Origin of the sequence: Bacillus cereus group sp. BfR-BA-01355, from assembly GCF_022663675.1 — a bacterium.
Classification (GTDB): Bacteria; Bacillota; Bacilli; order Bacillales; family Bacillaceae_G; genus Bacillus_A; species Bacillus_A thuringiensis_S.
On the sequence record NZ_JAKUFY010000035.1, the window covers coordinates 26619 to 46818 of the forward strand.

Sequence of the window (20200 nt, forward strand, 5' to 3'; positions counted from 1 at the left end):
TTGTGTATGTATAATGTATAAACATTATTTTTAGGGGGATCTATCTATGGAAGAGCACAACTTTAAAAAGGGAGATTTCGTTCAATTTTCTTATCGACACGATCATGCTACAAAGTTAGTTGGTTCCATTATTAATATACTAACGAATACAATTGTAGTTGATATAGGTAATAACGAGGACTTATCTCATATAGAGCCAAGGCAAGTCGTAAGAATAAATAATTGTGAAAAAGTAACGATGGTTTAATATGTAATATAAAGTGTAATCTCAATCAGTGGGGCCATCCTCACTGATTATTTATTGAATAAACATGATGATTGCGAGCAACCTTCATACAGATTACATTAAAAAAGCATCCAAATTATTTTAATTGGATGCTTTTTTATGTATATTTATCAGTTCATTAACCCTATCGCTATATATAACAAACTTAAAATTACTATTCATTATCATACTTACGCTTTCCGTAGCATTCTAGAGAAGAATGTGACGATTAAAATAAAGACGATTGCGCCTAATAAAGCTGGAAGAATAAAGATGCCTCCCCATTCAGGACCCCAGTGACCAAATAATGCACTACCAACCCAAGATCCGATTAATCCAGCAATTACATTACCAACTATACCTAAAGGAAAGTCTTTCCCTGTAATCATTCCAGCTAACGCACCAATAAGTCCACCTACAATACACGTAATAATAAGTCCCACAATTAAACCTCCTATATTATTTTTATATTGGATTCATCAAGCTTTGGTATGTAACCAAAGCTTGATGAAAATGTATTATTCTTTATTATCCAACTCATCGCTTATCTTTTGTTTCACTTTTCCGACTTTTTCTTTTATAGTTCCCTTCGTCTTCTCCCACTTCCCTTCAGTTTTCAACCCTCTATCTTCTGTAACTTCACCAATTCCTTCTTTTATTTGTCCTTTTTTCTTTTCAACTTTACCCGTAATTTGTTCTTTTAGCCCGCTCTCACTCATATTTCCCATCTCCTTTTCGTAATAGATTTATAGATTTAAAGGATACAAATTTAAATAGAATACATGCATCTTCTTTCTTGTAACCATTCACCGACTCTTTCTAAATCCTTAACGAATAACAAGATTTTCCCTTCATCCAGCTTTTCTTCATAAAAGTTCGCTTCTTCCTCATTAAGCCCTAACTCCTGCATCTTATTTCTTAACTGATCTCCTGTTTTTTGAAAGACGTTAATAATGCTTGTCCCAAGTCCCTCCTCTTTTATCCCAATTGTATTCACGTCTGCATTGTCTGCAATTCTATCTGTCCTATCTTTCTCGTGTGTTAATACGTAAATATCTTTTTGTTCTATTCCTTTCTTCACTAGATCATTCGCTGCATTCATGACCTCTTTCTCCGTAATAAATTCATATACAAAAGGTTTACTATACTTCGTTTCCATCTTTAACTTCCTCCTTTAAAATGAATTATTTGTTATATTATATGTAGTACACCCATTTTCAAAATGTTAAACATAAAATATGAAAAAAGTTATGTGAATTTTGATTTTAATAGAAAATGAACAACATCATTTACCACTTTAAAACATCTTCTACTTACAATAACCTCCTAAATTAACGAAAAATTGTTATAATTGAACGTAAGGAGGGATAATATGAAAAAAATCATATCTATATGCGCTCTAACCGCTCTATCTTTCACTTTAATAGGTTGTACAAGTACCTCGGTTACAGATAAAGCTTCACAAGTTAAGCAAGAACATACACAAAATACCTTTCAATTAAACTCCGCAAATATTACCGACATTGAAATACTGAAAACAACAAATAATACTACTTCCAAATCTCAAACAGATAATGAAGAAATGATAAAATCTATCGTTTCAGCAGTTCAAAATGGAACACCTAAAACTATCACTTTAGATCAAAAAAAGAAACAATCTGTGCATTCTACTATAACCGTTACATATAAAGATGACGAAAAAGAAGAGTTTCTTGTTTGGGTTGATAATAAGGAACAAATTACAATTGCCAAAGATGAGAAGAAAGATAAGGTAGAAAGTGTGATAGTGAATATTAAAGATACTAAAATGATGAAGGATTTCTTTTAAAATTCTAGTTAACATTAAAAAAAGAGTAGGATTAACATCCTACTCTTTTGTTTAATCATACCCAATAAATAGACTTTTATAAGATCTATTTAAGGTCTAATTTTGCTAAATCATGTTGTAAAACATTATTTCCTTCTTGTGGGTTAAATACGATTGCACTAAGACCAAAAACATTCGTAACAACATCTCTATCTTTCGGACGAATGATTCTTACTTCATAAGCAAACAGTGCTGGAGGAAGAGCTGCTGAACGAAAAGTAACATATCGATTAGGTGGCAATGTTTGTGTTGAAGGGTCTATTAATGGTAACAATACCGGAGAACCAGATGACCAATCAAACATTTCAACAGTTACTCTACGAGTATCATCTGGATCAACATTCATAGCCTCCACAGTAAGAAACAACGTAGCAGAATGTCTACGTAATACACCCGTTGATAAAGTCTCATTGTGATGTTCACAACATTTTTTCGGAGGGTGACCATAGCCATAACTCATACCAATTCCCCCCTTTCATTTACAATTAAGGACAAGTATTCCTTATAATATATAATGTTAGTATTCTTTTAGTGCAAGGTATAAAAGCGGATTTCCATCTATATTTTTGGATATTTTATTTTTCATTTATTCGCTTTTAAAGAATAAAGTGAAACTTTAATTAGCCCTCACCAATCGGGGTCTTACTACCCAGCAAATAGCGAGATAAATCTATTTTGAAAAGGACCTGCTCCATTCATTCGTAAAAGCATAAAGTAAATGGAATCCGTTAAAACACATGAGTGACCCCTTGGTTTTCCCTTCCTATTAAAAGGAGGAACTGTTATGGGCTTTGGTGGTAGTTGTGGCGGCTGTGGCTTCGCTGGAGGATTTGCTTTATTAGTTGTATTGTTTATTTTATTAATCATCGTTGGAGCTGCTTGCTTCTGCTAAAAAACTATCGGAAAAGACACTCATGTGAGTGTCTTTTCTTTATATGTAAAAAAAAGCCCGCCTATTTCCGTAGGCGGGCTTTATCTTTATTACACAATACGAAAGTATACTCTCTTTTTCACTAAAATTTTATGTAATTATACATATTCATGAAAATAGAAGACTTAAAATATGCCAAAATAAAGTGAAACTTTAATCAGTGGGGGGTGTTCATCCACCACTGATTATTAACCCCCACCAATCGGACTTTTACGGGCAGCCCGCCCCCCACCTAACTTCTTTGCTTACGCTGAATTTTGAGGTGGGGGTCTTACTGCCCGTTAATGCGGGATAAAAAATATAAAAAAATATCCAGAAAAACTGTCACAAAATCCTTTTTTCTGGTTTCTCTATAATACAGGTATCAAATTGAAAGTGAGGTTTAAACGGACATGTTAACCATAGAAAATGAAGAAAGTCATGCTTCTGATATGACCTTTGAAGATTTATTTAAGCAGTACTATGCTTACGCTGTGAAACAAATCATCTGGATTGTTAAAGATCAATCTATCGCTGAAGAGTTAGCACAAGAAGTATTTTTACAATTATATCGTAGCGATTGGAAAGGAATTGAAAACATACCTGGATGGTTGATTAAATCTTCTACTTATGTAGCTTATAACCATTTTCGATCTGAAAAAAGGCAGCAAGCGAAGATTGATAAAGAAATACAATACCATGAAGTACAAAATGTTTCATCATTAGACGATGATTGGATAAGAAAAGAAGAAATTACAAAGGTCCAAACGATACTAAATAAAATGAATGATCGAGAACGAACCCTTTTACTAATGAAATTCTCTGGTTTTCAATATAAAGAAATTGCAGAAGTACTTCAAATTGAAATATCTTCTATTGGAACATTATTGGTCCGAGCAAAAATGAAATTCCGCAAGATTTATAAACAAATGGAGGAGGCATAACAAATGAAATGTTATGATATCGGGTTTATTCAAACATATATTGATGGAGAACTTTCTCATGATATAAGAAAGGAATTCACAAAGCACCTAGATACATGTGAAGCATGCCAAGATTTATTAGTAGAAATTAGTAAATTAAATCAATGGGAAAACGTAATGCTAGATGAAGAATCTGCAAATTCACCACAAGAAATCAAAATTGATATAGAACAAGCATGGAAAACATTTGAAAGCCGTTCCAAGTTAGACAATGTTTCTAATATAAATCACAAAAAGCACCAAAAGAAGGGAATGTTTACAAACATGAGTAAAAAATCAAAACGTTTCATTTATACAGCAGTAGCTGCAGCTGCACTTTTTACAACAGCAATGATTCCACAAGTACAAGTGGCGGCTACAAATGTTGCTTCATATTTTTCTGATGCAATTACAAATGATAAAGTTGTAAATGAAGGAATAGGAGATGAAAATGGTGTCATACAAGATATGATGAAGAATGGTAAATATATTCCTATTGATGAAAAAATTACAGATCAAGGTATTACTGTACATCTCAAAGAAGTATTTATCGCAGATGCACGTATATCAGTTCATTATAGAATGGAAAAAGCTGATGGTAATTTAGTACCATTTGAATTTGATACATCAGGATTAAATCTTGAAAATGATGGTAAAATTAATGGGCAACAAGAGGAAAACCCTGAGATTAAAAATGACGGGAGACTATCATTTATCCATGATTCAGATGATCGTCTTCCTTTTGAACTTATGGCAGCAGGTAAAAAACTAAATGATGTAGGCATTCGTGATAATGATAAACCTGAAGGTGTTGCTACATTTGTTATAGATTCTAAAGGAAAAGACGCTTTTAAACAGCCCCTTACTTTAGATGTAAATATAACTAGAATTGGAAAAGTAATTGGATCTTGGAAAGGTCAAATTCCAATTGATACTTCACATTTGAAAAACAATACGAATTAACATGAAAAAAAGAATAGAACAATATGTATCTAATTCTCAGTTTATATGTTTTCTTGTTTTCGTTACATTTATTTCTTATATAGTTTTTGCTCTATCTTTTATTTATGATTTAAGTTTATAACCTTAAATCAATCATTTAAAACCATTACAAAAAAAAGCCCTCTAAAAAAGTAGGCAAATAAATAACCGGTTTCTTAACGTATAAGGAATCGGTTATTTTGTATTTAAAATGCGTCTAGACGTACAATTTTTTTGATATGGTGACCTCTAATAAACCATATCAAAAAAAGAATAGACAGCCTAAGGTGCCTTTCTCCGACTTGAACCATGTTTAATTGTTTTGTTTATTGAGAAATACAATGGTTTATTTATGCTGGTCTTCTATATTAGGTCCGTTTGCAGTCCATACAGCAATTAACAAAAGAACAATAGCGATGAAAAAGTTGATGAGCATTTTTACTAAACTACGCATAGGTAGAAAAGCATATATACTTCTCTACCTATCTTAATGTTACTTGATAAATACTTGTTTTAATTATATATACAAGGAAATTAAACCAGCTATAACAATCAATGGAAGAATTACTGCAAGTTTATTTTGTAGAGGGACACGTTTGTCTGGGACTCCTGGATGGATAACAAAAGCCAGTAAAACAATTGCTCCAATAATACCTAAAAGTATATTAATGATAATCATCCTCCTAAGGAATATTATTAAAATTATATCAAATTTAAACACAAACAAAAGGAATTAATGTTAACAATTACCAAACAACCTATTTATACATAAAAAAACCCCCAAAGTATCTACTTTAAGGGGATCCATCCTATCACCTTCTCTCTTCATACAACCGATTTGCTTTATACGAGCAAACGAAAAACATACATGTCGCAACGGGGATAAATGTCAAAAAAAGTCCTCTCATTAATGCAAATGGCGTTTCAAATAAGAATGACCATAGAAATGATACACCTTGCTTATCCCATAATCCTGGCGTCAAGTATAGTTCTTTCGGATTTACAAAGGCTCCTAAATTCATTGTATTACTATACATAAATAAAAATAATATCGGCAAATAACAGATCGCTAATTCTAAAAATGTTTTAGATAGACGCTTATACTTCCCTGCTCGTGACATTGGATCTGAAAAAATGTCATCTTCACTTTCTTCATCTACCTTTTTAAAATATTGCGTACCTGACCACCTATTACCAGCTATATGCTCCCAGCCACTATCTTCAAATAATGTGCAGTAATTAATAAAATCACTTTTTCTACTAAATACTCTATGGTCTATTTTAATCGTCGCATCTTCCGGTTCTGTATATCTAAATGTATAACCAAATGTATTGCTTTCTAGTTGATAGCCTTTCCAAGCCATCTCCTCTAACCATTTTTCCTCTTTCTCAAAGTCTAAAAAGAATTTCAATCTCCACATCATCGTTTCCCCCTAACTATACGTGTAATAAACTTTTTGTAACCGCAATAATGTGCTGCATTCTCATAAAGTCTAAATGCAATACTTCTTTCCCGCGTTCCGTAATGACATACACTTTTCTTCGTTTATCTTCGCTTTTTACCGATTCTATTAACCCTTGTTTTAATAAATTTTCAACCGCACCATACAATGTACCCGCTGCGATTTTCACTTGATGATTACTCAGTTCCTCCACCTTTTGCATAATTAAATATCCATGAGCTGGCTCTAACAAAGCTAAAAGAACGTAATACGTTGTTTCCGTTAATGGTAAATTTTTATCTCTATTCATAAAGACCTCCAATGTAACGATAAGTATATAGCTAAACTATATAGTTCAACTGAATAGTTTCATTTTATACAGTCAGACTGTATATGTCAAATGTAGGAATAACTTTATAACCCAAAACAAAAACGCTACCTTTTTAAAAGATAGCGTTTTTGTTTTATCCTTGCTTATTCTTCGCCTTCATTTGCTCTTCATAAACAAACTTCGCGGTCATAAAGTCGTTAGAAAAATCTTTCAATGCATTCTTCATTACATTTAATTCTTCTTGTGATTTAATTTCAATACTGTTTAAGAAATCAAATGCTTTTGATTGTTCCTCCGCAACAAAGTTTTGTGTCATATAATCATCTTGGAAGTCTTTCTTCGCCTTTTCTTTTACTTTATTCATTGCCTCTGTTTTGTTTATGCTTTTCATTGGATTTTCGAATGCTCCAGTAGGTTGTTCTGGTTTTGGCTCTTCTTTCTTTTCCGGCTGTTGTGCTGGTGCTGGTTGTTGTGGTTCCTGCTTTGGTTGTTCTTGTTGAACCGGCTGCTGCGCTACTTGTTGCTCTTTTTTCGCTAACTCATCTTTTAACTTCTTCACTTGCTCATCAAGAGATTTTTTTTCAGTTTCTAACACACTCATATCACTTTTCAACTTTTGCGTTTCTTCAAAATGTTCATCTACTAATTTATTATATTCTTTCTCAGAGCACATTTTTTCACTGGTTGATGTCGTTTTCTCTTTCATAACAACTACATTAATAATTACAAAAAAAGCTACAATTCCTATTAACGCAGCGGAAATCTTCTTTTTGTTCATGATTAATCCTCCAAAATGTAAAATTTAAAAAATTATCATAACAGACCAATTCGTTTTCACCTGTCATATTTTGTCGAATCAATATAATAAAAAAAAGCACCTGAAACAGATGCTTTTTTCTCATTCTTAATACGTAAACGTAATTGTCACTAAAGAATACCCTTCTTTCGCATTGTAAGGCTCCGCTTTATAAGAAACTCGATTTGCCCCTTGCGGATAATCAATTTCGCCAATTGCCTTTTTCACATCTTGCAGTGCACCATTCATTGATTGCTTGTACAGCACTTCAATTTTCTCTGGTTTTGCACTATAGCGCTGCTGCATTTTATTTTTTAATTCGGTATAGTTATTTGCGATATATTCATTTCCTAAATAGTTTAACTTTGTATCTTTTAATATTTGCTGATATGCAGGCGTTTTCGTACTACCTGCCGCAATTTTGTTTGTCAGTGTACTATAATAATTTGTTGTAGCTTGCGGGTAATCTCCGCGGTTCCACTCATGATTTCTTGTTATTTGCTCATCTGATAAGTTAAAATACGAATACGTTACGCGGCCCTGCTCATCTGGCACCGGATCATCGAATGTTGTATCAAGGTGATACCATTTGTTTTCGATTTTCACTAAATTCCAAGCATGAGGTTGTCCGTCCCCAGTTCCTGTCACGAAATGATTTTCAATTCCTGCTTCTTTTAACAATTGATAAGTTAATAGTGCGTAACCTTGGCAAACCGCAGAACGATTTACAAGTGCCTCATATGCTGTGTAAGCTTTATAAGACGTATCATAAGAAACATGTTTTACTACGTAATCATGAATCGCCTTCACTTTTTCGTGATCATCCATTCCAACTTGAGTAATAGAAGAAACGATTGCTTTCGCTTGTTTCATGACATATTCCGTCTGTTCTTTCGTTTCACGATATGTAATCTTAAGCGTAAATGTATAATTTCCAGGTGATCCAGAAAGTCCATATGAAACATTCGATCTATTATAATTTGTATACTCATTTTTACTTGCAACTTCTTTATATGCGTTAAAAAGTGTATTCATCACTTCGTCTGTATTATTATTTTTCGTTTTATATGGAAGTGTAATAGTCGTTTCATACGTATTAATACGCTTTTGTACTTCCTCTTTAAACGCTGTTAATAATGCCGCATCTCCTGTATCTTTCACATCGGCATTTTTATATTTCAAAGTTTTATATAAAAACTGCGCATACTGTTCACGTGTTACTGTGCCATACGGTTCAAAATTCCCGTTCCCTGTGCCATCTGCGATTCCATTTGACTGCACCGCACTAATTGCATTTTCTGCCCAAAATGGATTTGGAACATCCTTAAATGTATGTTTTTGTTTAGCCGCAAGATGGAAAGCATTTGTAAGGATTTGTGCCATTTCCGCACGACTCACAGAAGCTTTCGGTCTAAACTGGCCGTTTTCATCACCTTTAAAAACTCCTAAATTCGTTAAAGTTAATACCTCTTCTGGGAACATTGTAGAACTTTGATTAATATCACCGTAAGGATTTTTAAACGTAGATCCATCCTTTAATACGTAACGAGTTCCATCATTACTAAACGAACCACCTTGTTTATTCGGTACTAACACTCGATAAATTAAAGCCGCAACTTGCTCCCTTGTCGCAACATCTCCAAAACCAAATATCCCATTTCCATAACCTGAAATAATATTTTTACTCGCTAAATCTTTAATCGCAGGATATGACCAATGTGATGTCGGCACATCAGAAAAAACACCCACTTCAGCAGCTTTTACATCGCTGCCATTTGTATATAACAACGCACCACCAATAAGTGATAGTGATGTAATTGATTTTAATAGTTTTGTGTACATAATTTCTTCTCCCAATATGTTCTCTATTTTTGTTGGTTTATGTCGAAAAATCTAAAAATATGACAAAATATATTATACAATTAAAAGTTTTTGAGGGATATATCGAATTTTAAAATATGCAAAAATTCATATTGTTATAAGGATTCATAGTGATATTATGTTGTTTTACTTGCGAATATACAAATAAAAAAACGCTCATCTGAGCGTTTCATCTATATACCTAATAATTACTTTTTCTACACTTCGAACTCTTCTTCGGTAATAATCCTTTAATCTAACAACTCTTTATACTCCAATATTTCTTCAGCCCGATGGCCCTCCATGCGTATATTGTATAACACTTGTTGTATTAACCTTTGATTGGTCTGTTGAAACATTTCATCCATTTAGAAATAGTTCTATTAAATTTTTCACCACTAGCCATAAAAATATCTTATAATCTTTATATAATAAATTATTGTATTAGGAGTAGATAAAATGCCAGTTACACTCGAACTTATTCTTTTCATTCTTATAGCAATTAGTGCTGTTGGCTATTTAATAAAAGAATTTCAAAAAACTAGGAAACGAACACTTGGAATTTCACTAGAATTTTTAATTCTTTTCTGGTCAATATGGAGAATATCAACTATCATAATCTAATTTATAAAACATGAATTCCTTTGAATAAAACTCAATATTATGTCCATAATGTTGATAGGCTGTATGCCAGAATCCATTTAGTCTTCTCTGTATCTCCTTGTATTAAGCAGTTAGCCTTTGCTAGCTGCTTAATACAAGGAAATATTTTTTATTTAAATTAACTATTTTGTTCACTTTTTTGATACATTTACGAAACATTCATATGTTACGTTATATAAGTCCTTTTTTAAATCATATTCATTCTAGAAAAAAGTCCTAGTCCCCCTAGGGCTTTTTTCATTCAAATAAAGAGTTTTATTGTTTCTCAATAACCGCAACTATTTAATGTGGTAAAATAATAATTGGATTGGCATCCAATACCATATTACGATGGATCAAATCGCAAGAAGGCACCTTAGGGTGTCTTTTTTATAGAAAATCAGTTTAAAAACTAAAAATAAAAGAACCTCAATAAATGAGGTTCAAAAAATCTACTATTTTAAATTACCTTCGTAAAAAGCAACTCCATTTTGAACATGTTTTAAATACCACGTAATCGTCCCGCCACAAACATTTTCATTAAAACTATTAGCATATACTCCATTTGAGTAATAAAGAGTTCTTTTGAACTTACCGTTAGAATACTCATAAGGAATTGAGCATGTTGCTTGTTTCGGAGAGCTCACAGCTTTTTGCGTATCAGCTGAAGCTGCCCCAATTCCTCCTGTTAATGCAATACCTGTTGCCAATAGCCCTACTACTAATTTCTTGAACATAATAAATCCCCCTTTAATAGTTTTTATAACTTACAACTTAAATGTATCACTTTTGTAATTTATGTAAATATCTTGAATATGTAGAAATATTTATTTAATTATTGGTAATATTAGGATTTTATTTTATCAAATGGAAAATAGAGGGATTAGGAAGGTTTGTAAAAATCCATACTAAGTAAACTAAATATCACGATATATCATTAATGGGCTGATCCAAAATTTTTTCTGATTGGAAAACTATAGTCTCATATATCAATTGCGAGGATACCTTAAGGTATCTTTTTTGTACATATAAAAGTCTCAGCATCTTATTCCTTTAAAACAATAATTGCAACTATATTAATTTTACATTACATTAAGGTTAGGGAATATTCTTATATTAATAAAGTGAAAGTGCTAAATAGTAGGTGGAAGAATGGAATTTAACGATTTGGGTATTACCATTAAAGAACTTAGAATCAAAAAAAATATATCACAATCCGAATTATGTCATGGAATATGTTCACAAAGTCAAATTAGCAAGATTGAAAAAGGTATGATTTATCCATCTAGTATATTGCTATATCAATTATCAGAAAGACTTGGTATTGATCCAAATAATATATTTGCACTAACTCAAAATAAAAGATTAAAATATGTAGAAAATGTAAAATACGTAATAAAAGATTGCTTAAAGCAAAAACAATATAAAGAACTTTATGAAATAGTGAAAAAGAGAAAAACTTAAATAATTTTCAAACAAAAGAAGAGAAACAATTTCTAATATGGCATGAAGCAATTGCTATATTTATAGTGGATAAATCATTAAAAAATGCTTTAGATTTTTTAAATAATGCATTAAAACTGACTTTAACTAATTCTGATTTTTTATCAGAAAGAGAAATAGATATTATGCAAACAATGGCTATATTTTATGCGAAAAATAAAGAATATGAAAAAAGTATTAATATATTAAAAAGATGTTTAAGTAATTTTAATAAGTTAGATTTTCCTAGAGATAAAGAAATTAAGTTGAAAATCATGTTAAATTTAGCAAAATCTTTGGACTTCACATATCAACATGAAGAGGCAATAAAATACATTGATAAGGGCATCAAATTAGCAATTAATCTAAATACGTTATACCTATTAGGTGAACTCTTCTATTTAAAAGGTCAGTTTTTATTAAAAATTAAACAACATAATGTAGAAGATGTTATTTATAACTGGAAAAAAGCATTATTTATATTTGAACTAACAGAAAAAGAATATTATACAAAAATGCTACCAGATGAACTTATTGAATTACAAAATAAAAAACACTCATAATTTCGTAAAAACTACTTACAAATCCCACAGAAAAAATCCCTATAGCTTTTAAACTTAGAACGATAATATTAAAATAATTTAAGTCGGCAGAATGCTCCTTTTGGTATCTTTTCTTTATTTTTACAAGTACCTACTCAATTAATTCTTAAAAACATAATAGGAAACATTGTTTTATTTATCCCATTTTCATTCATGCTATATAAAATTCTTTAAAAAATCCACCTCAAACATATTTATATGCATAGGAGTATGTTTGAGGTGGAACTCCTTCAAATACTAGTTCCTTTTATAAGTCGTTTTTTTGATGTAGCTGATATTATTCTCAATACAGTAGAATTAATTATTGGAACATATTTAGCAATATATATCAAAAAACAATAATAAGAAGATCCCTTCCACCTTAAGGTAGAAGGGATCTTCTTATTTCTATTTCAAACTACTCGCAATCTCCATAAAGATAACCCCAAGTGCGTCAACAAGCGTTTTTTCACCAACTACCGCTCCTCTACCGAACGATCTTTCACCGATAGATTGTATGCCTTGAAGTGCTGCTTGCAAAATTTCAGCGAACTCTTTCACTGTTAGCTCACGTTTTTCGCCTGCTGCATTTACGGGCAGCCCGTTAATACGGGATAAATGTTAAATCAACTCCTATTTAACATTTCAATTCAGATATACGACCGTAAAGAATACATCATCACGGTGTCAGCAAGCAAAAGTGTATTCTGCATTTCTGAAAACAGTAGATGGCAGATTATGCCCTACTGAATCTGCTAAGAAAGAATATACAAGAACATCCTTAACATCATCTTTATTTCCACTAATGATGACATCAAGGAAATCTTCTATTTGGAATTCTGGAGTAAACAACACAATCTTAGTTGTTCTGTTTGGTTCTAAAGAAACAAAAGTACGAGAGATTTCAACTAATTCATTTTGAGTTGGGAAAAAAGTGTTTCGGCTTCTCTTAACAGTTACCGTTACATTACTAGTATGGCAGCATGAATCATTGTTTAACATAATGTTGAGAGCAGTTGGAATAATCCCATTTTCAGAAACTGGAACTCGAAACACCCCAGTAGATTTATGAGCCATATAATCACATCCTTTCAAAATAAAATATATTTACAATATATTAGATGCAAAAAACGTTCATTTTGATATGGACAAATTATATGATTAATATATCTATAATAACCCTCGGTATTACTAAGCTAATGTTTTAAAAGATTAACAAATATCGCGAGAACCAATCGAATGTATATTAAAATTAAAAAGAATAAGATGTCTAACCCACCCCTATTTTGTGCCAATAATGAGACATTATGTTAATCTTATATGTATAGCTGCACAAAATTGAGAAACTTAAGGAGACAGATAAATTTTATGAGAAAATTATCTATATTACTTACTTTCATTCTAGTATTAGTCAGTGTTACGGCTGCTTGCACACAAGATAAAACAGATAGTGCCGTTGAAAATGCTCCAATAGAAGAACCAAGCGCAAAAAATGTAAATGAAGAATTAATAAACTTTGAAGAAAAGGAAGATATGAGCCGCTTGGAAAAAGGTATTTTATTAGTTGGCGAGAGTGTTAAGGGAGGCTATTACTTGGCCGCTGTTCAAAGTGCATATTTAAATGCTAGCAACGATTCCGTCATGGTTAATGTCTCTGTAAAAAATGTACGAGGTCAAACGATTGGACTATCAGAATTAAAATATAACTTAAAAGATGAAAAAGACGGAAAGATCTATAAAGGAAAGGTGCTTGATCAAAACCCTTCTGATATACAAGTTAAACCAAATGAAACGGTAGAATTGAAAATAGCTTTTGAAGCACCAGGTACCGTAGATGAATATATGTTTTATATTGAAAGCTCTTTAGACCCTCTACAAACATACTGGAAAATTGATAAGCTGCAATCACAAAAAAACTAAGTCTAAAATACAATTTGATTGAAGAAATCTCTCAAATAAGCAAAAAGTACCGGAAAATTTGATATAGATACAAATGAATAATATATAAAAGTCCCTCCGCCCTAAGGCAGAGGGACTTTCTAATTCCTATTTCAAACTACCCGTAATCTCCGTAAAGATAACCCCAAGTGCAAGTGCACCTGCATCTGGATATCCTAAGCTTCTTTCGTATACTCTGCTCCTTTTTCAAAGGTAATTTTCACTATATTTAAAATATCTGAACACATAAATTCATTTACTTTTTACGAAAATAAAATTGTATTTTTTAGAATTTTAATGTTAATCAATTTGAAACTTTATGAGTTAATTAAATGTGATATTTAAAGAAGGAATTTGTGATGAAGTACTCACATGATGGAATTAATATAAAAAAACAAAAAAACTCTAACTAATTCGTCATGGCGATTTAGTTAGAGTTTTTTTGTTTGAAATATTCACGAGTATCTCCCCTTATCTTTTCAGGTAAAGCAATGTCAAGTTCTTTATCTAACCATGCAAGAGTCTTTTTGCGAAGAAACTCACGCATGTGTTCTTCTGCTTCAAGCATTACTAAGTTAATTGTACAAGAAGAATTGCTAGGTTCACAAGAATTACAAGCCTCATCCCGATATAGTACACCATTCTGTACAATATTTTTACATTGAAAAATAGGTTTTGGGCCTTCGACGGCTTCTATTACATCCCAAAAAGAAATATCTTCTGGAGACTTAGCTAACCTATATCCTCCCTTTACACCTGGGACAGAATTCACAATATCAGCTTTAGATAATTTACCGAAAACTTTTGAAAGAAATGTTTCAGAAAGTCCTTGAAACTCTGCCAAATCTTTTATTCCAACACTTTCCTTGGAAGGAGTATTAATTAAATAAACTAGGCAATGCAAGGCATATTCAACCCCAACACTATATTGCATATACAAATCACCTGCTTTTTATTTTAAGGGTTATCAAATTGTATCTTAGGACCATTTAGAATTTTAGTCAAATAAAAAAAGCTCTTTTAGAATAGTATGTATTTCATTTGACAAAAATAATTTCAGAGTTTATATTAAAGACCAAGTTAATCGTCGATTAACTTGGTCTTTAATATAAACGTAAAAACTTTTAAAAAGGGGAAATACAAATGAACAAAACACTTATCATAAACGCACATCCGAAAGTGGATGATCCATCATCAGTCAGCATTAAGGTTCTTAACCACTTTTTAGTATCTTATAAAGAATTAATTCCTAATAATGAAACGATTGAACAGATTAATTTATACGATGATGTAGTACCAATGATAGATAAAACTGTTTTAAGCGCATGGGAAAAGCAAGGAAATGGACAAAAGTTAACTGATGAAGAACAAAAAGTAACAGAGCGTATGTCCGAGATTTTACAACAATTTAAAAGTGCAAATACGTATGTTATCGTATTACCTTTGCACAACTTTAATATTCCATCAAAGTTAAAAGATTACATGGACAATATCATGATTGCACGTGAAACATTTAAATATACTGAAACTGGATCAGTCGGATTACTTAAAGATGGAAGAAGAATGCTTGTTATACAAGCAAGTGGAGGAATTTATACAAATGATGATTGGTATACAGAAGTGGAATACTCTCATAAATATTTAAAAGCAATGTTTAATTTCCTAGGTATTGAAGATTATCAAATCGTTCGTGCACAAGGAACAGCAGTACTAGATCCACATGAAGTATTACAAAATGCGTATAAAGAAGTTGAAGAGGCGGCTTCTAGATTGGCTAACAAATAAATTTTTTCACTGGAAGAATGATGGTTATAATTAAAGATCCCCTCCACCATAAGGCAGAGGGGTTTCTCTAATTTCTATCTCAAACTACCCGCAATCTCCGTAAAGATAACTCCAAGTGCATGTGCACCTGCATCTGGATAGCCTAAGCTTCTTTCACCAACTGTACCGGCGCGGCCCATGCGAGCTACGATTTCTTTCGTATACTCCGCTCCTTTAACTGCTGCTTCTGCTCCTTTTTCAAAAGCAGTTTTCATGTCTTCTTCGTTTGAAGCGCTATCTAACCAAGAATCTACACATGGAGCAAGCGCGTCAACAAGTGTTTTGTCACCAACTACCGCTCCTCTACCAAATGATCTTTCTCCGATAGATTGTATACCTTGAAGTGCTGCTTGCAACATTTCAGCGAATTCTTTCACTGTTAGCTCACGTTTTTCTCCTGCTGCTTTGCTAGCTGCGCGGAATGCACCACCCCAAATTGGACCAGATGCGCCGCCGCAATGTTCCATAATAATCATTGAACAACCGTCAAGGAATGACCCAATCGTTACGTTCTCTTGATCTACAATAGAATGCCACTCACGTTTTAATTGCTTAAATCCTTTTGCCACACTCATTCCGAAGTCGCCGTCACCTGCGTGTGTATCTAACTCACAGAACGGTACTTCGTTTTTAATAATAACGTCGCTCATTTTATCAACGAGATAAATCATGTTGTTTAATGTAATAACATTATCCTTAATAACAGCGTGCTCTTCCGCCGTTTCTATTTCAAAGGAAACTTCCTTCTCTTCTTTCTCTTCAAGCACATTCACGTACTCTACACTTTCAACTGGCCCATCTACTTTAAACGCTGGTGTATTACACTCTTTTGATAGTAATGTTTTTAACTCATCATCTAACTTCATCACTGTTAAAGACATGCCAGCCATATCGATACTTGTCATATAGTTACCGACGAATACTCTATTGATTTTAATGTTTCTAGCAGCTAATTCTCTCGTCACTGCGTTGTTAAATAAGTAAAGTTCTTGCAGTGGTGTTCCGCCAAAACCGTTAACTAGAAGTGCGATTTCCTCGCCATCTTTTACTCCTAAATCTTTTACAAGATCATTTGTCATACGGTTAGCTAGTTCATCTGCTGACAGCATTTTTTCACGCTTAATTCCTGGTTCGCCGTGAATACCTACGCCGTATTCCATTTCATCTTCCGCAAGTGTGAAAGTAGGTGATCCGCTCGCTGGAACTGTACAAGAAGTTAACGCTAAACCGATTGTGCGCACGTTAGCCGCTGCTTTTTCCGCTACAGCTTTCACCGCTCCTAAATCCATACCTTCTTCCGCTGCTGCGCCGGCAATTTTATGAACTAAAATAACTCCCGCAACGCCGCGGCGTCCTACTGTATATAGGCTATCTTCTACCGCAATATCATCATCCACTTTTACGTAGTCGACTTCAATTCCATCTTCCGTCGCTAAATGAGCTCCGTTTTTGAAATTCATAATATCGCCGCTGTAATTTTTAATAATTAATAACGTTCCTTTTTTACTAGCTGTCTCTTTAATCGCTTGATACACCTGAATTTGTGAAGGTGACGCAAACACATCTCCGCACACCGCCGCATCTAACATTCCTTTTCCGACTAATCCTGCATGTGCCGGCTCATGGCCACTACCGCCGCCACTAATTAACGTTACTTTGTTTTCGTTCATTTCTTTCTTCTTAATAACTTTATATTTTTTCAAAAGTTCAAGCTCTGGGTGAGCCATAACCATTCCGTTACACATTTCCATTACTAATGTTTCTGGTTTGTTTATAATCTTTTTCATTGTGATTATCCCTCAATTCCTTTAATATATTGTGATATATTTGAAATCTTCTTCTTACTACTCATGTTAAAATGAAAGCGTTTTATAGTAAACGGACAAAATGGACAATCTGTCTAAAGACACCGCTCTCATTTATAGATAGGATTTTTATATTACTAACATTCTAGGGATGATTCAGATGACCTCTTCTATAATTTCTAAAAAAATAATCGCGAACTCATTGAAATATTTAATGGAAACAGAGTCGTTTCATAAAATATCAGTGAGCGATATTATGTTACACTGTCAAATGCGTAGGCAAACTTTTTATTATCATTTTAAAGATAAATTTGAACTATTAAGCTGGATTTATAGAGAAGAAACGAAAGAAAACATTATCGACTTTCTCGATTATGAAACATGGGAAAACATTTTCGATTTATTATTTGATTACTTTTACGAAAATCAAAAATTTTACCGAAATGCTTTTAAAGTCATTGAACAAAACTCGTTTAATCACTATTTATTTGAGCACACGAAAAACTTATATATGAAGATTATTGATGAACTATCCGTGAACTGTGGCTTAACTCTTTCTATTGAAACGAAAAATACGATTGCCTCCTTTTATAGTCACGGCTTCGTTGGAACGATAAAAGATTGGATTGAAAGCAAGTGCGAAGTAAATCCATCCATTATGTCTTCTCTCATGAAAAATATGATAAACAATCAATTACTACTATTACTGGAGCAGTCAGCAAAGTAATTAAAGGGTGGCAAAAGCAATGAAAAAGATTATGAATGATGTACAAAATATTGTTCAAGATATGATGCATGGCTTTTATTTTGAACATAACGACAAAGTAAATTACGACGAAACAAATAACATCATTTATGTAAAAGATATTGAAAAACTGAAGCAAAACGTTGCTATAATAAGCGGCGGTGGTAGCGGACATGAACCCGCTGATATTGGCTATGTAGGAAAAGGAATGCTTACGGCAGCAGTAAACGGAAGCATCTTCACTCCGCCTACAGTGGAACAAATTGTGGCGGCAACTCGCCTCATGCCGAAAGATAAAAATATTTTATTCATCATTAAAAACTTTAAAGATGACGTTGAAAACTTTCTAGCGGCAAAGCAAATTGCTAAAGAAGAAGGAAGAAAAATTGACCACATCATCGTAAATGACGACGTTTCAATTGAAGATGATGCTTCTTTTAATAAAAGAAGACGCGGCGTAGCTGGCACTGTTTTCGTTCAAAAAATACTTGGTGCGGCCGCTCTTGAAGGACATTCTTTAGAAGAACTAACAGCACTCGGCCGTTCTATTACTGAAAACTTACACACATTAGGAGTTGCCCTTTCCCCTGCCAACGATCCAGTGAAAGGAAAAGCTTCATTCACATTAAACGATGATGAAGTGTTTTATGGCGTCGGCATTCACGGAGAAAAAGGTTACCGTAAAGAAGCACTATCCTCTTCTGAAATATTAGCGATTGAACTGATGAACAAACTAAAAAGTATTTACCGCTGGAGAAAAGGAGACAACTTCGCTATCCTTATTAATGGACTCGGCGCAACTCCATTAATGGAACAATACATTTTCGCAAATGACATTCGCCGTTTGTGTGAACTGGAAGGATTACATGTGGAGTTCGTAAAGGTTGGTACGCTGTTGACTTCTTTAGATATGAAGGGTGTTTCTCTCAGTTTGCTTAAGGTAGAGGATTTGGATTGGGTGAAGTGGTTGAAGGCGGATGTTAGAGTGGGTAATTGGTAAGTAAAAATTATGATGATAAAAGCCTTTAACTATAACAAGTTAAAGGCTTTTTACAAATTGAAATATCGCTCGAGCGTTCAAAAGAAATTCATACTCACCTCACTGAATGATTACAGGTCTTCCAAATAAAGCTGGATAATAAATGAACATCGCACCTACAAATGAACACACTAAACAAAAAACAGCCTCGTATTTTATGACTAGAGACGAGTTTGTATCAAGCTTTTTTTCCTCTCTTTTCAATATCAATTTAAATAACGCTGTATATAATACTTTATATAAGACATACCCAATAATTGCCCCAAGGGTATTCGTAAATAAATCATCAATATCTGTAATTCTATTATTTAGTAATTGATTTAACTCAATTGCCAATGAAAAAAAGAATCCCGCGCATACGGTGTTTTTTATCTTTCTAAACTGCGGCCAAATAGTCGGTAATAAAAAACCTAACGGCATAAACAGTACAATGTTCAAAAGATACGTAGTACTACCTACCGTATCAAATAGAGTCAAGTTGATTTGACTTACACGAATCCACGTTTCATATCTACTTATATCCCATACAGTCGCGATTTGCGTCACCTTATACACTAGCGAAAGGTAGAATAGAAAAACATACACCCATAAAAAATGCCGAATAGATATATTGTTTTTCGCTTTAAAATAAAATCCAATTTGAAACACAATACAAAAAATTATAGTAAAAAAATACGTATACAAATAACTAATCAAAACTCCTGTATGCATGTAGAATCCCCTAACTTTA

General features: G+C 32.9%; 25 protein-coding genes and 2 pseudogenes. 11 read left to right on the plus strand and 16 right to left on the minus strand.

What is annotated here, in order from left to right:
- The first annotated feature begins 46 nt into the window (after nt 1-46).
- Nucleotides 47-247: a hypothetical protein gene (locus tag MR167_RS14085; RefSeq protein ID WP_000390994.1), complete on the plus strand. Its 201-nt coding sequence runs from the start codon at nt 47-49 to the stop codon at nt 245-247.
- A gap of 209 nt (nt 248-456) precedes the next feature.
- Here MR167_RS14085 and MR167_RS14090 read toward each other — a convergent pair whose 3' ends face one another.
- The 3 genes from MR167_RS14090 to MR167_RS14100 all read right to left on the minus strand — a co-directional run bounded on the left by MR167_RS14090 (nt 457) and on the right by MR167_RS14100 (nt 1424).
- A complete protein-coding gene (locus MR167_RS14090; RefSeq protein WP_000522902.1) occupies nt 457-708 on the minus strand; it encodes a GlsB/YeaQ/YmgE family stress response membrane protein in 252 nt (83 codons plus the stop codon).
- A 75-nt stretch (nt 709-783) separates the two neighbouring features.
- Nucleotides 784-984, minus strand: a complete 201-nt coding sequence (locus MR167_RS14095) for a CsbD family protein (protein ID WP_242314846.1) — start codon at nt 982-984, stop codon at nt 784-786.
- Between the two features lie 50 nt (nt 985-1034).
- Nucleotides 1035-1424, minus strand: coding sequence for a YflT domain-containing protein (locus tag MR167_RS14100; protein ID WP_000448818.1), 390 nt, complete (start codon nt 1422-1424; stop codon nt 1035-1037).
- A gap of 213 nt (nt 1425-1637) precedes the next feature.
- Here MR167_RS14100 and MR167_RS14105 point away from each other — a divergent pair, with 213 nt between their 5' ends.
- Complete coding sequence (locus MR167_RS14105) at nt 1638-2093, plus strand: hypothetical protein (protein ID WP_000720868.1); 456 nt, start codon at nt 1638-1640, stop codon at nt 2091-2093.
- A gap of 85 nt (nt 2094-2178) precedes the next feature.
- Here MR167_RS14105 and MR167_RS14110 read toward each other — a convergent pair whose 3' ends face one another.
- Nucleotides 2179-2592 (minus strand): hypothetical protein, encoded by a 414-nt coding sequence (locus tag MR167_RS14110; RefSeq protein ID WP_000120211.1) that lies wholly within the window; start codon nt 2590-2592, stop codon nt 2179-2181.
- Nucleotides 2593-2916: 324 nt separating this feature from the next.
- On the opposite strand from MR167_RS14110, the gene MR167_RS14115 reads away from it, so the two are divergent.
- From MR167_RS14115 to MR167_RS14125, 3 genes are all read left to right on the plus strand, one after another.
- A complete protein-coding gene (locus MR167_RS14115) occupies nt 2917-3024 on the plus strand; it encodes a YjcZ family sporulation protein (RefSeq protein WP_000505670.1) in 108 nt (35 codons plus the stop codon).
- A 431-nt stretch (nt 3025-3455) separates the two neighbouring features.
- Nucleotides 3456-3986 (plus strand): RNA polymerase sigma factor SigX, encoded by a 531-nt coding sequence (locus MR167_RS14120; RefSeq protein ID WP_000955505.1) that lies wholly within the window; start codon nt 3456-3458, stop codon nt 3984-3986.
- A 3-nt stretch (nt 3987-3989) separates the two neighbouring features.
- Entirely contained in the window at nt 3990-4967 is a 978-nt protein-coding gene (locus MR167_RS14125; protein WP_000650416.1) for a DUF4179 domain-containing protein, read from the plus strand.
- A 535-nt stretch (nt 4968-5502) separates the two neighbouring features.
- Here MR167_RS14125 and MR167_RS14130 read toward each other — a convergent pair.
- The 5 genes from MR167_RS14130 to MR167_RS14150 form a co-directional block, all read right to left on the minus strand.
- Nucleotides 5503-5664, minus strand: a complete 162-nt coding sequence (locus MR167_RS14130) for a hypothetical protein (RefSeq protein WP_000583951.1) — start codon at nt 5662-5664, stop codon at nt 5503-5505.
- A 133-nt stretch (nt 5665-5797) separates the two neighbouring features.
- Nucleotides 5798-6409, minus strand: a complete 612-nt coding sequence (locus MR167_RS14135) for a DUF2812 domain-containing protein (protein ID WP_002100804.1) — start codon at nt 6407-6409, stop codon at nt 5798-5800.
- A 13-nt stretch (nt 6410-6422) separates the two neighbouring features.
- Nucleotides 6423-6737, minus strand: a complete 315-nt coding sequence (locus tag MR167_RS14140; RefSeq protein WP_001078063.1) for a PadR family transcriptional regulator — start codon at nt 6735-6737, stop codon at nt 6423-6425.
- Between the two features lie 154 nt (nt 6738-6891).
- Nucleotides 6892-7536 (minus strand): hypothetical protein, encoded by a 645-nt coding sequence (locus tag MR167_RS14145; protein ID WP_106081508.1) that lies wholly within the window; start codon nt 7534-7536, stop codon nt 6892-6894.
- 126 nt (nt 7537-7662) lie between these two features.
- The gene (locus MR167_RS14150) at nt 7663-9396 is read right to left on the minus strand and encodes an S-layer homology domain-containing protein (protein ID WP_242314849.1); all 1734 of its coding nucleotides are present in this window, start codon (nt 9394-9396) and stop codon (nt 7663-7665) included.
- A gap of 477 nt (nt 9397-9873) precedes the next feature.
- Between MR167_RS14150 and MR167_RS14155 the strand changes: the two genes are divergently transcribed.
- Nucleotides 9874-10038 carry a hypothetical protein gene (locus tag MR167_RS14155; protein ID WP_001145509.1) on the plus strand — a complete coding sequence of 55 codons (165 nt, stop codon included), beginning with the start codon at nt 9874-9876 and terminating at the stop codon, nt 10036-10038.
- Between the two features lie 473 nt (nt 10039-10511).
- Here the strand turns inward: MR167_RS14155 and MR167_RS14160 are convergent, their stop codons facing one another.
- On the minus strand, nt 10512-10793 hold the full coding sequence (locus tag MR167_RS14160; RefSeq protein ID WP_000473837.1) for an LCI fold-containing protein: 282 nt from the start codon (nt 10791-10793) through the stop codon (nt 10512-10514).
- Nucleotides 10794-11208: 415 nt separating this feature from the next.
- Here MR167_RS14160 and MR167_RS14165 point away from each other — a divergent pair.
- Nucleotides 11209-12101: pseudogene (locus MR167_RS14165) on the plus strand (helix-turn-helix domain-containing protein).
- Between the two features lie 426 nt (nt 12102-12527).
- Here the strand turns inward: MR167_RS14165 and MR167_RS14170 are convergent.
- Together MR167_RS14170 and MR167_RS14175 are read right to left on the minus strand one after the other, a co-directional pair.
- A complete protein-coding gene (locus MR167_RS14170) occupies nt 12528-12680 on the minus strand; it encodes a hypothetical protein (protein WP_242314851.1) in 153 nt (50 codons plus the stop codon).
- A 126-nt stretch (nt 12681-12806) separates the two neighbouring features.
- The gene (locus MR167_RS14175; protein WP_242314852.1) at nt 12807-13196 is read right to left on the minus strand and encodes a hypothetical protein; all 390 of its coding nucleotides are present in this window, start codon (nt 13194-13196) and stop codon (nt 12807-12809) included.
- A gap of 291 nt (nt 13197-13487) precedes the next feature.
- Here MR167_RS14175 and MR167_RS14180 point away from each other — a divergent pair, with 291 nt between their 5' ends.
- Complete coding sequence (locus MR167_RS14180; protein ID WP_242314854.1) at nt 13488-14039, plus strand: hypothetical protein; 552 nt, start codon at nt 13488-13490, stop codon at nt 14037-14039.
- A 126-nt stretch (nt 14040-14165) separates the two neighbouring features.
- Here the strand turns inward: MR167_RS14180 and MR167_RS33685 are convergent.
- Both MR167_RS33685 and MR167_RS14185 read right to left on the minus strand, forming a co-directional pair.
- Nucleotides 14166-14252, minus strand: a pseudogene (locus MR167_RS33685) (DAK2 domain-containing protein); the annotation flags it as partial.
- Between the two features lie 232 nt (nt 14253-14484).
- Nucleotides 14485-14991 (minus strand): RrF2 family transcriptional regulator, encoded by a 507-nt coding sequence (locus MR167_RS14185; RefSeq protein WP_242314855.1) that lies wholly within the window; start codon nt 14989-14991, stop codon nt 14485-14487.
- A 209-nt stretch (nt 14992-15200) separates the two neighbouring features.
- Between MR167_RS14185 and MR167_RS14190 the strand changes: the two genes are divergently transcribed.
- Nucleotides 15201-15842 carry an FMN-dependent NADH-azoreductase gene (locus MR167_RS14190; RefSeq protein ID WP_016097857.1) on the plus strand — a complete coding sequence of 214 codons (642 nt, stop codon included), beginning with the start codon at nt 15201-15203 and terminating at the stop codon, nt 15840-15842.
- Nucleotides 15843-15916: 74 nt separating this feature from the next.
- Here MR167_RS14190 and dhaK read toward each other — a convergent pair whose 3' ends face one another.
- Complete coding sequence (gene dhaK / locus MR167_RS14195; RefSeq protein ID WP_016097856.1) at nt 15917-17668, minus strand: dihydroxyacetone kinase subunit DhaK; 1752 nt, start codon at nt 17666-17668, stop codon at nt 15917-15919.
- A 178-nt stretch (nt 17669-17846) separates the two neighbouring features.
- Here dhaK and dhaS point away from each other — a divergent pair, with 178 nt between their 5' ends.
- Complete coding sequence (gene dhaS / locus MR167_RS14200; protein WP_000204218.1) at nt 17847-18413, plus strand: dihydroxyacetone kinase transcriptional activator DhaS; 567 nt, start codon at nt 17847-17849, stop codon at nt 18411-18413.
- Between the two features lie 19 nt (nt 18414-18432).
- Nucleotides 18433-19431, plus strand: a complete 999-nt coding sequence (dhaQ, locus tag MR167_RS14205) for a DhaKLM operon coactivator DhaQ (RefSeq protein ID WP_017762868.1) — start codon at nt 18433-18435, stop codon at nt 19429-19431.
- A 99-nt stretch (nt 19432-19530) separates the two neighbouring features.
- Here the strand turns inward: dhaQ and MR167_RS14210 are convergent, their stop codons facing one another.
- Nucleotides 19531-20181, minus strand: a complete 651-nt coding sequence (locus tag MR167_RS14210) for a VanZ family protein (protein ID WP_000556849.1) — start codon at nt 20179-20181, stop codon at nt 19531-19533.
- Nucleotides 20182-20200: the final 19 nt, after the last annotated feature.

Bases quoted from the DNA above. Each gene is read 5' to 3' on its own strand.
- MR167_RS14120 (WP_000955505.1), top strand. From the start codon at position 3,456: ATGTTAACCATAGAAAATGAAGAAAGTCATGCTTCTGATATGACCTTT.
- MR167_RS14140 (WP_001078063.1), bottom strand. From the start codon at position 6,737: ATGAATAGAGATAAAAATTTACCATTAACGGAAACAACGTATTACGTT.
- MR167_RS14115 (WP_000505670.1), top strand. From the start codon at position 2,917: ATGGGCTTTGGTGGTAGTTGTGGCGGCTGTGGCTTCGCTGGAGGATTT.
- MR167_RS14160 (WP_000473837.1), bottom strand. From the start codon at position 10,793: ATGTTCAAGAAATTAGTAGTAGGGCTATTGGCAACAGGTATTGCATTA.
- MR167_RS14130 (WP_000583951.1), bottom strand. From the start codon at position 5,664: ATGATTATCATTAATATACTTTTAGGTATTATTGGAGCAATTGTTTTA.
- MR167_RS14135 (WP_002100804.1), bottom strand. From the start codon at position 6,409: ATGATGTGGAGATTGAAATTCTTTTTAGACTTTGAGAAAGAGGAAAAA.
- dhaS (WP_000204218.1), top strand. From the start codon at position 17,847: ATGACCTCTTCTATAATTTCTAAAAAAATAATCGCGAACTCATTGAAA.
- MR167_RS14085 (WP_000390994.1), top strand. From the start codon at position 47: ATGGAAGAGCACAACTTTAAAAAGGGAGATTTCGTTCAATTTTCTTAT.
- MR167_RS14175 (WP_242314852.1), bottom strand. From the start codon at position 13,196: ATGGCTCATAAATCTACTGGGGTGTTTCGAGTTCCAGTTTCTGAAAAT.
- MR167_RS14185 (WP_242314855.1), bottom strand. From the start codon at position 14,991: ATGCAATATAGTGTTGGGGTTGAATATGCCTTGCATTGCCTAGTTTAT.
- dhaQ (WP_017762868.1), top strand. From the start codon at position 18,433: ATGAAAAAGATTATGAATGATGTACAAAATATTGTTCAAGATATGATG.
- dhaK (WP_016097856.1), bottom strand. From the start codon at position 17,668: ATGAAAAAGATTATAAACAAACCAGAAACATTAGTAATGGAAATGTGT.
- MR167_RS14155 (WP_001145509.1), top strand. From the start codon at position 9,874: ATGCCAGTTACACTCGAACTTATTCTTTTCATTCTTATAGCAATTAGT.
- MR167_RS14105 (WP_000720868.1), top strand. From the start codon at position 1,638: ATGAAAAAAATCATATCTATATGCGCTCTAACCGCTCTATCTTTCACT.
- MR167_RS14125 (WP_000650416.1), top strand. From the start codon at position 3,990: ATGAAATGTTATGATATCGGGTTTATTCAAACATATATTGATGGAGAA.
- MR167_RS14190 (WP_016097857.1), top strand. From the start codon at position 15,201: ATGAACAAAACACTTATCATAAACGCACATCCGAAAGTGGATGATCCA.
- MR167_RS14100 (WP_000448818.1), bottom strand. From the start codon at position 1,424: ATGGAAACGAAGTATAGTAAACCTTTTGTATATGAATTTATTACGGAG.
- MR167_RS14110 (WP_000120211.1), bottom strand. From the start codon at position 2,592: ATGAGTTATGGCTATGGTCACCCTCCGAAAAAATGTTGTGAACATCAC.
- MR167_RS14150 (WP_242314849.1), bottom strand. From the start codon at position 9,396: ATGTACACAAAACTATTAAAATCAATTACATCACTATCACTTATTGGT.
- MR167_RS14210 (WP_000556849.1), bottom strand. From the start codon at position 20,181: ATGCATACAGGAGTTTTGATTAGTTATTTGTATACGTATTTTTTTACT.
- MR167_RS14180 (WP_242314854.1), top strand. From the start codon at position 13,488: ATGAGAAAATTATCTATATTACTTACTTTCATTCTAGTATTAGTCAGT.
- MR167_RS14145 (WP_106081508.1), bottom strand. From the start codon at position 7,536: ATGAACAAAAAGAAGATTTCCGCTGCGTTAATAGGAATTGTAGCTTTT.
- MR167_RS14095 (WP_242314846.1), bottom strand. From the start codon at position 984: ATGAGTGAGAGCGGGCTAAAAGAACAAATTACGGGTAAAGTTGAAAAG.